At 59.8% G+C, this 12,404-nt stretch carries 9 protein-coding genes and 1 pseudogene; 3 read left to right on the forward strand and 7 right to left on the reverse strand.

Translation table 11 applies throughout. From position 1 onward, the window contains the following. Positions 1 to 6 precede the first annotated feature (6 nt). Positions 7 to 1,194, forward strand: a complete 1,188-nt coding sequence (locus AC25BC_RS27460) for a galactarate dehydratase (protein WP_011649533.1) — start codon at positions 7 to 9, stop codon at positions 1,192 to 1,194. Between the two features lie 182 nt (positions 1,195 to 1,376). Here AC25BC_RS27460 and AC25BC_RS27465 read toward each other — a convergent pair whose 3' ends face one another. From AC25BC_RS27465 to AC25BC_RS27495, 7 genes and pseudogenes are all read right to left on the reverse strand, one after another. Next, positions 1,377 to 1,949 carry an NADPH-dependent FMN reductase gene (locus AC25BC_RS27465; RefSeq protein WP_003562623.1) on the reverse strand — a complete coding sequence of 191 codons (573 nt, stop codon included), beginning with the start codon at positions 1,947 to 1,949 and terminating at the stop codon, positions 1,377 to 1,379. Positions 1,950 to 2,034: 85 nt separating this feature from the next. Then, positions 2,035 to 2,698 (reverse strand): annotated as a pseudogene (locus AC25BC_RS27470) (nitroreductase). Positions 2,699 to 3,077: 379 nt separating this feature from the next. Continuing rightward, the gene (locus tag AC25BC_RS27475; RefSeq protein ID WP_128439740.1) at positions 3,078 to 3,431 is read right to left on the reverse strand and encodes an ArsR/SmtB family transcription factor; all 354 of its coding nucleotides are present in this window, start codon (positions 3,429 to 3,431) and stop codon (positions 3,078 to 3,080) included. A 199-nt stretch (positions 3,432 to 3,630) separates the two neighbouring features. Then, the gene (locus AC25BC_RS27480) at positions 3,631 to 4,323 is read right to left on the reverse strand and encodes a response regulator transcription factor (protein ID WP_128439741.1); all 693 of its coding nucleotides are present in this window, start codon (positions 4,321 to 4,323) and stop codon (positions 3,631 to 3,633) included. A 1-nt stretch (position 4,324) separates the two neighbouring features. Then, positions 4,325 to 4,702: a response regulator gene (locus tag AC25BC_RS27485; RefSeq protein WP_003550117.1), complete on the reverse strand. Its 378-nt coding sequence runs from the start codon at positions 4,700 to 4,702 to the stop codon at positions 4,325 to 4,327. Between the two features lie 2 nt (positions 4,703 to 4,704). Continuing rightward, positions 4,705 to 5,346 carry a response regulator transcription factor gene (locus AC25BC_RS27490; protein ID WP_113547494.1) on the reverse strand — a complete coding sequence of 214 codons (642 nt, stop codon included), beginning with the start codon at positions 5,344 to 5,346 and terminating at the stop codon, positions 4,705 to 4,707. Then, positions 5,343 to 8,978, reverse strand: coding sequence for a PAS domain-containing protein (locus AC25BC_RS27495; RefSeq protein WP_128439748.1), 3,636 nt, complete (start codon positions 8,976 to 8,978; stop codon positions 5,343 to 5,345). Before AC25BC_RS27495 ends, AC25BC_RS27490 begins: the two co-directional genes overlap by 4 nt. Positions 8,979 to 9,331: 353 nt before the next feature. On the opposite strand from AC25BC_RS27495, the gene AC25BC_RS27500 reads away from it, so the two are divergent. Continuing rightward, a complete protein-coding gene (locus AC25BC_RS27500) occupies positions 9,332 to 10,084 on the forward strand; it encodes an SDR family oxidoreductase (RefSeq protein ID WP_128439742.1) in 753 nt (250 codons plus the stop codon). A gap of 734 nt (positions 10,085 to 10,818) precedes the next feature. Then, entirely contained in the window at positions 10,819 to 12,132 is a 1,314-nt protein-coding gene (locus AC25BC_RS27505; RefSeq protein ID WP_128439743.1) for a hypothetical protein, read from the forward strand. The last annotated feature ends 272 nt before the right edge of the window (positions 12,133 to 12,404 follow it).

The following is a 12,404-nucleotide window of genomic DNA, read 5'->3' on the forward strand; positions in this document are numbered from 1 at the left end:
AGAAAGATGAAGATCGACCGCATGCGGGTTTTCATGACCCGCGACAAGGATCGTCCGCGCGTGATCGTCGCGCTCGACACCGATGACGGGTTGACGGGTTGGGGCGAATGCTACAATCACGGCCCCGACAAGGCGCTGCCGCCGCTGCTCGATTATCTCTATGGATTTGTCTCCGGCCAGGACCCGACACGCGTGGAGTATCTTGTCAATCTGCTGATCCAGCAGAGCCGGTTTCCGCCGGGGGCGCTCGGTCTTGCCGCGATCTCCGCGCTCGATCACTGCCTGTGGGACCTTGCGGCCAAGGCGGTGAATGTCCCGGTCTACAAGCTGCTCGGCGGCGAAGTGCGCGACCGCATCAAGGTCTATGCCGGGGTCTATACCGCGCCGGATGCGCCGGCGGCCCGCGACGAGTTCGATCGTCTGAAGGAGGGGTGGGGTTTCACCGCCTTCAAGCTCAGCCCCTGGCGTATCGACATGCACTCCAATCGCTGGGGCAATGTCGTCAAAGCCTCGGCGGATTATTTCCGCTCGCTTCGCGAAACGGTCAATGACGAATATGAGATCGCCTTCGATGCCCATGCCAAGATTTTCGAGCCGATCGCCGCTCGCCAGCTCGGCAATGCGCTGGCGCCCTACGACCCTCTGTTTTTCGAGGAGCCGCTGCGTCCTGAAAATATCGAGGCCTGGGGCGATCTGAAACAGGGTCTCAACTGCACGCTGGCGACCGGCGAGTCGCTCTATAACAGAAACGAGTTCCTGCGCCTGCTGCAGGTCAAGGGCGCCGACCTCATCCAGCCTGACATCTGCGTCGTCGGCGGCATCAGCGAAATGCGCCGCATCGCCACGCTTGCCGAAGCCTTCTTCGTCGGTGTGGCCCCGCACAACCCGATGGGTCCGCTTGCGACGGCGGTCAACGTTCATTTTTCGGCGGCGGCACAGAATTTTCGCATCCTCGAATACCGGCTGCCAAAGGGACAGGCCTACGTCTATGGCGGCCTCGATATCGAGAAGCGGGAGGGGGAAACCCGTTACGTCGTCGATCCCTATCTGCCGAAGGACGGCTATCTGGAGCTGCGTCCCGACCGGCCTGGCTGGGGCGTCGAAATGGACGAGAAGGCGATGGAAGAGGAAGGCTACATTCATTGGCAGCGGCGCGTGCCGAAGCGGCCCGACGGCTCCTACGCCTTCGCCTGAGGGCATTGCCGCTTTAAAAACAGGAACTGGCCAACCGGATGGCCCGGCAAGCTCCCGCAGGACGACGCTTCTAGAGCATGACGCCGAAAAGTGTCAGCGGTTTTCGGACGACCTCATGCTCTAACTCACTAATTTAGAACAGGATTTAGATTTTAGGCCGATGGGCCTAAAATCGTCCTGTTCTAGGCATCTTTCGGCAGCACTGAGCGAACCCTTGCGATGAAGACATGGAAGTCCTGCATGAACGTGCGAAGGAAATCGGCGGTTTTGTCGTTCGTGACCTCGCCGTCATCGGTGATCAGCCCAGGTGTGAACTGGATGTAGGCTTCCGGGGCGTTCATCTGGGGAGAGTTGCAGAAACTGAGCACACTGCGCAAATTCTGCTGGGCGACCGCTGTGCCTATCGCGCCCGGCGACGTGCCGATCACCGCTGACGGCTTGCGTGTGAACGAGTTGGTGCCGTAGGGGCGGCTCGCCCAGTCGATGGCGTTTTTCAGCCCACCGGGTATCGATCGATTGTATTCGGGCGTGACGAACAGCACGGCATCGACGGCCGCGATTGCCGCCTTGAATGCCTTGCCAGCCGGAGGATAATCAGCGTCATAGTCGTAGCTGTAGAGCGGCAGGTCCTTGAAGGATATCTCCGACATTTCAAGCTCCGGCGGGGCGAACCGCACCAACGCCTTGGCGAGCTTGCGGTTGATCGAGCCCTTGGCGAGGCTGCCGATGAGGTAGCCTACTTTATGCGTGGTCATGGCGTTCTCCAATATCTCGCATGAGAAGGGACGTATCATACGCTAGGATCACAGAGGTGGTTTCCTGTTCTTTGATCGCAAGTCACTAATCGCCGAGGAACGTGACCGTCTCGTCGAGCGGGGCGCGGCCTGTACGGGCGTAACCGACCGTGGGATCCTCGTACCCGATCGACATGCCGCAGAAGAGGATGAGCCCGTCCGGGGGCGACAGGACCTCCGCCACCGTCTCGCGAACCTGCGACCACGCCATCTGCGGGCAACTGTGCAGACCTTCGGCGCGGAGCAGCAGCATGACGGTCTGCAGATACATGCCGACGTCGGCCCATTGGGGTAGGCCGAGGTCACGGTCGATGTAGCAGAACAGGGCGGCGGGCGCGCCGAAACAGTTCCAGTTGGCGATTGCTGCCCGCTGGCGCCTCCCAGTCCTCGCGCGCAATGCCGAGCGCGCTGTAGCGCTCCTTGCCAAAGGCGGACCGGCGCTCGCCGTAGGGGGGCTTCAGCCCGGCCGGGTACATCTCGTATTGCCGCTTATCCCAGGCGTCGCCATGGGCCACGCGCTCGACGGCGGACGTCTTGAGCTCTGCCAGCGATGCGCCGGTCATCACATAGGTATTCCACGGCTGGATGTTCGATCCTGACGGCGACCAAGCTGCGGCGGACAGCACACGCTCAAGCACCTCCCTGTCCACAGGCTCGTCTTTGAACCCTCGCACCGACCGTCGACTTTTGACTGCCTCATATACGTCCATGATCGCCTCCATGGCGCTGGCCGTTCGTTACGTCCATAGTCATGGCCGCTTCCTCCAGACTGTTCCGTTGCTGATGTGATTCATTATCTCCATTCGCAATGGAGGCGTAATCACACCGTGGTCTAGGAGGCGTACATCAAACGTACATCAGGGATCGATGCGTTGCGGGGGGGCATGTGGGCGAAGCATCGCTGGACTCCCGCGCCACCGCATCCCGGCCTGGAAGGACGCCCCTGAAGGGCCTCAGCTTGGCGCTTGCGCTCAAGCCGCAGTTGTCTTTTTCGCCGACTTCGCCATTGCGCTGCTCTTCGTTGCCGCTGCGCCGATCCCGAGTTGCCTACAAGATCATGTGCCGCAAGAGCACCGCTTTGTCATTTCGTCAGCTGCCTACGGCTCGGACGCGTTCCACTGGGGAGCGAGGATGCCATCCGAAGATGTCGGCGAGCGTATCGAGCATCGCGGTGGCTGCGGCGGATTGAAGTGAATAGTAGATCGTCTGGGCTGCCCTTCGCGTCTGCACGAGTTCCTGTTCTCGGAGAATTGCCAAATGCTGGGACGTCGAAGATTGGCTCAATCCCACCTCGTCGGCCAGGACGCTCACGGACATTTCTCCTTCGGCCAACAGATGCAGAATGTGAAGCCGTTTGGCATTCCCCATGGCCGACAGGAAGTTTGCTTCGTTGTCGAAGGCGTTGGTTTCAGGGGAAGGCGCAACTGACGATTGATTGTTCAAGGCGAGATCTCCTTTAGGGAACCAAAGCCGGGCAACAGGTCATATCCCCGAGCTTTAATTTAGAGATAACGCATGGGTGCGGAGCCGAAACCCATTATCGGCGCTCTATCGTCTTTTTTGGCGCGAATCGGATACGGCGCGCATCAAATGGACAGCGGCGGCAGGCTCGTCTTCGAGCCCGGCATCCTTCACCTATAAGCTAGCGCGCACCGACTTGGCGCATTTGCGCGGGCAGCGTTTCCCAGGCCCGGATCAATTCGCCGATGGAGGCGGCCTCCATCTTGTGCATGACATTGCTGCGATGCAGCTTCACCGTCACTTCACTGATGCCGAGATCAAAGGCGATCTGCTTGTTGAGGCGGCCGCGAGCCACTTCATGCAGAACTTCGCGCTCGCGCTGCGTCAGCGTCTCCAGGCGCTTGATGTTGCGCTCGGCGATCGCGGCTTCCGCCCGTCGCTCGGCATCCATCGCAATGCCGGCAGTCACGGCGTCGAGCAGCGTCTGGTCCCGCACCGGCTTGGTGAGAAAATCCACGGCGCCGGCCTTCATCGCCTGGACTGTCATCGGAATATCGCCATGTCCGGTCAGGAAGATGATCGGCTTGGAAATGCCGTTTTCGGCTAGATGACGCTGCAGATGGAGGCCGCTTGCGCCCGGCATGCGCACATCGAGGATAAGGCAGCCGGGGCTATCCAAGATATCGGCATCGAGCAATTCACGGGTCGAAGAAAAACTGGTCGACTGGAAACCCGCCGACAGGATCAATTCCGACAGCGCCTCGCGAACGGATGCGTCGTCATCGACGATAATGACGAGCGGCTGGTTCTCTTCATAACTGCACTGCAATGATAGCGGCGCCGATCTCCGCAGCAACGGCTGGTCAACTCTCATGTCACCCTCCATCTGTCGATTTATGCAAAGCGTTGGCAATGGCCGCCAGCAGGGCCTGGGCGTCGAAGGGCTTGCGGAAAAATCCGCTCGCGCCTTGAGCGCGCCCCTGATCCGCTATCTCGTGGCGGCCCGTGATCATGAATACCGGCAGCTCCGGACGTGACTTCCTCACGAGGTCACGAAGTTCGAAGCCGTCGATGCCAGGCATTCCTATATCGGTGATAAGCAGGTCGAGGTCCGACAGCCCGTTGACGAGCAGTGAGCCCGCCGACGAGAAGCTGCGGGCCACATAGCCCGCGGATTCAAGAAGGTCGCCCATCGATTCAAGCAACCTTGGGTCGTCATCGACAATTGCCACGACGTGTCTTGTCTTGTTCATGTTCAATTCCCTCCCACTCGGCGCGAGTGGGTTATCGGTATTTCCAATCTCTCCGCGATCCGCACCAGATCGGCGAGTGATGCCGCGGCCATTTTCTGCATCACATTTCTTCTGTGGATTTGCAGCGTCACTTCGCTGATCCCCAATTCGGCTGCTGCCTGCTTGTTGAGAAGACCGCTGACGACAAGCGGCAGCACCTCGCGCTCTCGTGGCGTCAGGTCGAGATAGTGTCGTTTGAGCGTATCGAGTTCGGCGCGTTGCGATCTCTTTTCCCGATCCTCAGCGAGCGCCGCGTGGATTGCTGCCATCAGGTCCGCATCGCTGAAGGGTTTGGTCAGGAAATCCACCGCGCCGTGCTTGATCGCACGCACCGAGGAGGGAATGTCGCCGTGACCTGTGATGAAGACGATCGGCGGATGATCCCTGTCGGCGATCTGTCTCTGCAGGTCGAGGCCGTTGATGTCAGGCAGCTCGATATCGAGGATGAGGCAGGAGGGCACATCCGGCTTGTCCGCTTTCACGTAGTCGCCGGCCGATTCGAAGGTGATGGCGCGCATGCCGTGCGAGTCCAGCAGCTCGCTGAGCGCTTCCCGAACACGTTCATCGTCATCGACGACGAAGACGATATGGTCATCACCCGTCATGACGCCGCCTTCGTTTCTATGGGCAAGGTGAATAGCAACGTCGCTCCATGCGGATTGTTCTTCTCGGCCCACAATCGTCCGCCATGCAGCTCGACGATCGAGCGGCAGATGGCCAGCCCCATGCCCATGCCGTTTTCCTTCGTCGTAAAGAACGGCTCAAACATCTTTTCGGGAAAGTCGATGCCCTGTCCGCGATCGCTGATCTCAGTTTGGAGGATATTCCCAATCTGGCGCACGCGGATTTCGACGACCCTGTCGCCTGTCGTGGCGTCCATTGCCTCGATGCCGTTGCGGATGAGATTGATCAGAACCTGCTGGATCTGGACGCGGTCGATTGCGATCGGCGGAAGGGTGGGGTCGACCTCCACCTCCATCCGAACGTGACGACGCCAGGCCTCGTCGGCCATGAGGTTGCGCGCTTCGTTGACGATACCGGAGAGCGTCGATGAGATCCTCCTGTCCACGGATTGTTTGAACAGGGCGCGGATCCGGCTGACGACATCTGCCGCCGAGTTGGCATCCCGGATGATGCGCTCGACCGTCCTCTGTGCCCGCTCCATATTCGGCGGCTCGGCCATGAGCCAGCGCTGGCAGGCATGTGAGTTCGCCACGACGGCCGCAAGCGGCTGGTTCACCTCGTGGGCGATGGAGGCTGACAGCTCGGCGAGGCTCGCCACTTGGCTCGCCCGTGCAAGACCCTCTCGCACTCGACGCAGATCTTCCTCCGCGTGAACCTCACCGTCGATATCAAGGCAGATGACATTCCACTGGACGATGACGCCTTCGGCATTGCGCATCGGTGCCGCACGCGTCTCGACCCAGCGATATTCACCATCATGGCGCCGCAGACGGTGCCTACGCGCATAGGGCTCGCCAGTGGACAACGAATGGGAATAGTTTTCTTTGACCCCTGCCACATCGTCGGGATGAACACCGGCATCGAGTGTGCCGTCCAGCCGGGTTTTGCCCGTTCCATCCAACTCATCGAGATTATAACCGAGGAAGTCGCGCAGTTGCTGGCTGCGATAGATCGGTTCTCCATCAGGTGCTGCGCAATCGATCATTGCCGGCAGCGTTTCAACGAGCTGCCAGAGCGATCGTTCTCTCTCCCGCAGTGCCTCCTCGACGCGCAGTTGATCGTCGATGTCATGCGACAGACCATACCATTGGACGATCCGGCCGCTTTGATCCCGCAGCGGCTCCGCGCTGCCTTTCACCCAGCGGTAGACGCCGTCGGCGCGCCGCAGGCGATACTGGCTGGAGAAGCGCTCCCCCGTGGCAAAGGAATGGTTGAGCGCTTGCTCGAGGCCGGCTGCATCGTCGGGATGGACGGCGGCCTCGATGAGCGCCGCTAGCCGGCTGACGCCCGGCTTTTCTGTATCGACAATGTCGAGACCCAAAAAATCGATCAGGCGCTGGTTGAAGAAGGTCGGAGCGCCTTCCGGGTTGAGCCGCCAGAGCAGGCTCGGAACCATGTCCACGAGTTGCGAAAGCTCCCGCTCCCGGTCGCGTAGCGCTTCCTGCGCGCGCATCTCATCGTCAATGTCGACTGAGATCACATACCATTGCATGATTGCGCCGCTTTGATCCCGCAGCGGTTCCGCGCGACCATCGACCCAGCGATAGGCACCGTCGACGCGACGCATGCGATATTTTATCGAGAAAGGTTCGCCGCTGGTGAGGGAATGGTGGATCGTCTCCAGCACCATTGGGGCGTCGTCGGGATGGATGAGGGTACCAATGACCGCCGCCAACCGGCTCATGCCCGGCCTGTCCATATCCCCTACGTCGAGACCGAAGAAGTCGATCAGTCGCTTGTTGAAAAAGACCGGCTCGCCCTCCGGCGTCAGACGCCTGATCTGAACCGGGACCATGTCGACGAGCTGCGAGAGTTCGCGCTCCCGATTGCGCAACGCCTCCAGCGCGCGTACCTCTTCATCGATGTCGAGAGAAACGCCGTACCATTGCACGACCGTTCCGTCGTCATCGCGCCGCGGCTCCACCCTGCATTCGGCCCAGCGGTAGACGCCATCCTTTTCAAGCCAGCGAAACCGCATGGCGGAGCCGTCGCCGGTCTCGAAGCAGTTCCTGAGCGTACGCTGGACATCGGGAGCGTCTTCGGGATGAACCAGCTGCTGCAGAAGATCGTCGATACGCGGTTCACCGAGAGCGTCAAAATTGGCGATTACGGAGCGGAAATGATCCTGATATCGCTTATTGAAATAGAACGAGCCGCCGGTGGGCTCCACACTCCAGATGCGGACCGGCACGGCGTCTATGATCTGCTGGAGCTGTTGTTGGCTCCGCCGCACAGCGTCCTCGGCATGGACCTGATCGTCGATGTCGTGACAAAGGCCGTACCACTGGACGATGCGCCCCGACTGATCCCGCATTGGTTCGGCACGGCTCGACATCCAGCGATAGAGGCCGTCGGCACGGCGCAGGCGATAGCGCATGGCAAAGCTGCCGCCGCTGACGAGACAATGACGAAGGGTGTCTCCGAACCCCGCCGCATCCTCGGGGTGGATGGTGGCCTCTAGAACCGCCTCCAGCCGGCTCATGCCGGGCTTGTCGAAATCCACCACATCGAGACCGAGGAAATCGACCATCCGTTTGTTGAAAAAGCTCGGCTCGCCTTCAGGCGTCAGGCGCCAGACGTGGCTCGGAACCATATCCACGAGGTGTGAGAGTTCCCGTTCCCGTTCGCGTAATGTCTCCACGCTTTGGCGCAAAGTGAGCACCGCCTGCTGATGCTGTCGGGATATGGCGGCGACAATCAGCGCCGAAAATGCCGAGATAGCCAGAAACAGCTGCAGCATGATCTGATTGTGTTTCTGGGACTCGGGATCGCCGGAAAATTGGCTGGCGCCTGTTATCGTGAATACCGCCGTGATCAGAGCAAGCAGAGCGAGCGATACCGCGGCGCCCTTGAACTCGAAGCGGACCGCGGCCCAGAGAAGTGGCGGCATGATGATGTAGGCGAAGGGAAGGTAGCCGCTCAGCGAAAGAGCCGCGACACCAAGAAAGATCAGCCCCAGGACGCAGGCTTCCACCCATTGCGCGGCCGAGAACTGCATCTTGCTGCGCCAGCTGTGAAAGAGGACCAACGCCAGCGGCGCGACGATGAGGACACCGGTTGCGTCTCCGATCCACCATAGCGGCCAGGCCGTCGCGAAGGATTGCGATTGGATCGCGAACCAGGCAAGCGTGGCACTTCCCACGGTCGCGCTCACGATCGGTGCGATTCCGGCGGCCAGGATGACGAATGTGAGAACTTCCCGCAGAGTTTCCAGCTGAACGGGATGTTTCAAGGTCCGGTTCACCAGCCATGCCGCGACCATTGCTCCAAGAGCGTTGCCGACATAGATCAGGAAGGCCGCAGGCACCGGGCTGTAAAACCACAGGAAATTGCTGAACATTTCCGCCAGGCAGCCCACCAGGATCCACCATGGCCAGCTGCGCCTGGAAGCGAGGATGAGGGTCGCGACGAAAAGCCCGCCCGGGGGCCAGATGGAAATACCCGTTCCCGGCACGATTGCCAGCGACTGTGCGAAGCCGCAGGCGAGTACATAGGCGAGGAAGAAAAGCCCCAGATGCAGGAGCCGGGGACGGTGGGACCAGACGCTCAGCATCAACTGCTCCTGCCGGACAGAGAGAACCGGCGGATCGTCAGCATTTCCTGCAGCAGTCATTCTCGATTTCGGGGCTGGCGAGCTCATGTTACGAACCGTAATCCCGCTGCACCACAACCGCAACTCATGGAAACCCATGCATTGCGCGGGAATGTAGCCGGAATTTTCGGGCAAACGACGGATCGGAAGAATGCTCTGTTTTCCCGATGGCGCATCCTAAGCTTCGGGCTGGTTCCGCTATGCCGTAGGACCTAGGACGCCTGACCTCAGTCACGATGGAAGGCGTCCGGCTTTCCGGTCATTGTCGATCCCACGTGAGGCATTGCAGACGAGATGCAACAGAGGATGCCGATATGAAAATCACCGTGGTGGGAGCAAGCGGTCTGATCGGAACGCGGCTCAGCGAGAAGCTGCGCCAATCGGGCCACGACGTCGCGGCCGCATCATTGTCGCTTTGCGTCGACACGGTTGCCGGCAAGGGACTGGACGTGGCGATGGCGGGAACCGAAGTCGTTGTGGACGTGACCAATGCCGCATCGTTCGGTGACAGTTCGGCGCTCGATTTCTTCAAGGTGTCGACAAAGAACTTGCTCGCAGTTGCGGCGCAGAGCGGCGTCCGGCACTATCTCGCACTCTCCGTCGTTGGCACGCCGCGCCTCGTGGAGAGCGATTATTTTCGTGCGAAAATGGTGCAGGAAAATCTCATCCGGGCTTCAGGTCGACCCTATACGATCCTCCGCTCCACGCAATTTTACGAGTTCATAAACGGATTGATCGACATCGGTGCAGAAGACAATGTCTTTCGGTTGCCACCGGCCTTGATGAGGCCGGTCGCAGCCGGAGATGTCGCTGCATTCCTGGCGGAACTGGCAGCCGGTGCTCCCTTTGGCGATGTCGTCGAAATCGGCGGTCCGGAGCAGTTCGGCATCGATGAAATCGCCCGGATCTATCTCGCCGCGAACGAAGACGAACGCCAGGTGATAGCAGATCGATCCACGTCGTATTTCGGCGTCGAACTGACCGACGACGCACTGATTCCCGGCGCCGGTGCGCGCATGGCGCGCCAGACGCTTGCCGACTGGCTCTACCAATCGATGGGGGAGTAGGCCATGTGGCTTTTCTTCCGGCCGGTAGGAGACTTTGACCCGCGACAGAACGTCCATCTGGCTGCGATTAGAACCCTCAAAGGCTCACCGCAATCTTTAAATCGAGATGAGCGGGGGTTTCAAGGCTTGCCTCCTGAAAGATTGGTGGCGGGTACAATAATGAGCGAGCATATTCCGTGTCGGTTGAGCAGCGTTTAACCCAGCCGCCTAGATCAGTGCTTCGGGGATGCCCCAAGGTTGACAAAAAGACATCCATTGCCGATCTCTATCTGGGTCAGAAGGTCGGCCCTTACCTCTTCGCCAACAACCGCTTTTATGTGCCGCCACTTTTGGCTCTTCGGATGTGCGGGCACCGGTACGCCTTCTCGTAAGAACAGCGTCACTTCAGGAGCTTCATCTGATTTGTAGATGCAAATTCTCAACGGCTCACATCCCTGTTATCAGCAAATATTGTGCACTGCAAAACGAGGGATGGCAAACATTCATTTGCCGGCTACGTCAACGTTGGCCGGTTTAGACCCCGTGATCTGAGTCCCACCCTGCCGCCCGATGCTGAGGACGGCGTCCGTCGGAAGGTCGAGGGGCGCGACTCTGGAGGTTCGGGTGTTTTCACCCAAGTCGCCGGGGTTCATCACCTCGGAGCATTCAAGAAACCTGTATGAAGCTCAGGGTTGAACTCGTCGCACCCCGCTCCAAATCCCGTCGGCAGCAGTCGAAAAGGAGGGCAGGCGCACATGGGCAACGCACAGATCGATCGGGTCGGTCGAGTGAGACCAGGCTTGGGTTTCATTCTCGTCCTCGTTTCCCTACTGTCCAGCCCTCAATCCTTCGCCGCACCCGCCGATATCGGCGGCCTGACGGTGACCCTGCCCGATGCTGCTTCCGGCTGGAGGAAAGCCGGAAAGGGCAATCTCTTCATGCTCCAGAAGGAATTTCTGGAAACGGAGGACGACAAGCGCGGCAATGCTCTGATTCAGATCACCAAGCCGCTCGCGGCAGCGCGCAATTCCCTGCAGGCCGGCATGAAGACCTTCGTTGCGACGCTGCCCGACATGGCAAAGGAAGATATCCTGATCAAGCATTACGGGGTCTCGGTAAACGGCTATGACATCCGCGCGGAAGAACGCTGCTGCGTCCAACAGAAGAACGTCAGCATCAGCCAGATGGTCGTCGGCATCGCCGGCGACAAGCGGCAGGCCTTTCTGCAGCTCGTGCTGCTGAATGTCAGCGGTGACAGAAGCAGTGGCGCCGAGGCCGATTTCGCTGCCCTGGTCCGCTCGGTGAAGCTTGATCCTTCCGACAAGGATTTAGACCTCGTGCCGACGAGCGGCGATGGCGGGCTGGACGGCGTCTTCACCCATCTCGATACCGGAATCCGGCCGAATGTCTTCGGCGGCATGGATTTTTATTCGGACAGCACGATCACCATCTTCGACCCGAAGGGTCTGTTCAGCACAGAGCTACCGAAGGGCGGCCGGAGCATCACCGAACATTGTAAGGAGACCCCGACCGATTGCGGCCTCTACAAGCTTGTCGGCGGCGGTTTCTTCTCCTCCGCCGGGTCGATCGAAACGCGCAGCGTCACCTCTGCCTACGGCACGATCGAGATAGAGACTAAGACATTCTCGAAAAAGGGCGAAGACCTGGTGATTGCCGAGGCAGACTATCGCGCCGTGCCGCCATTTGATGAGAGCACGACACTTGACGGCGAATGGGTATCCACCTTCGCCTCGAGCGGCATGACCGCGACCTCATCGGGATCGGTGGCGTCCAGCCATACGCTGAGGCTTCATCGAAACGGTACTTTCGAACGCACAGGCTGGTCGGGCGCCTCGACGACGAACGAAGTCGGCGGATCGAAATCGGGCGTCACCTCGTCAAGCAACCGGCCGGGCGCCAGCGGACGCTACAAACTTTCCGGCTACCGCCTCGATCTGACCGACGCCAGCGGCAAGACCGAGACCATGAGCATATTCGAACCGGACAAAGGTTCCGACGGGCTTCTGGTGATCAACGGCAACAACTACCTGAAGGACGACGGAAAATAGAGAGGCAGCGTCCAGGCTATTGATAAATTGGATTTATCCGGGGAATTTCTTGAATTCCGGCTGGCTTGAAAGTCACCCGTGTTGTCAACCATTGCGAACCATTGGCATGGCTCGCACCGACTTAAATCTGCCCGACGTCGCCGGTCGTCTCGGCGGGCGGAAACGGGTGGTTTGGTTAAGCATTTGTAAATTGGTAACGAATCGAGGCATATAGTAACTGCGCAACTGAAGCGCTTTCGTTCAAAATTGCGCAGTTACTTGGGAAAAAGATC

The organism is Rhizobium sp. WSM409, assembly GCF_057653825.1.

Coding starts and splice junctions, on each gene's coding strand:
- AC25BC_RS27460 (WP_011649533.1), top strand. CDS start 7: ATGAAGATCGACCGCATGCGGGTTTTCATGACCCGCGACAAGGATCGT.
- AC25BC_RS27465 (WP_003562623.1), bottom strand. CDS start 1,949: ATGACCACGCATAAAGTAGGCTACCTCATCGGCAGCCTCGCCAAGGGC.
- AC25BC_RS27500 (WP_128439742.1), top strand. CDS start 9,332: ATGAAAATCACCGTGGTGGGAGCAAGCGGTCTGATCGGAACGCGGCTC.
- AC25BC_RS27495 (WP_128439748.1), bottom strand. CDS start 8,978: ATGCTGAGCGTCTGGTCCCACCGTCCCCGGCTCCTGCATCTGGGGCTT.
- AC25BC_RS27490 (WP_113547494.1), bottom strand. CDS start 5,346: ATGACGGGTGATGACCATATCGTCTTCGTCGTCGATGACGATGAACGT.
- AC25BC_RS27480 (WP_128439741.1), bottom strand. CDS start 4,323: ATGAGAGTTGACCAGCCGTTGCTGCGGAGATCGGCGCCGCTATCATTG.
- AC25BC_RS27485 (WP_003550117.1), bottom strand. CDS start 4,702: ATGAACAAGACAAGACACGTCGTGGCAATTGTCGATGACGACCCAAGG.
- AC25BC_RS27505 (WP_128439743.1), top strand. CDS start 10,819: ATGGGCAACGCACAGATCGATCGGGTCGGTCGAGTGAGACCAGGCTTG.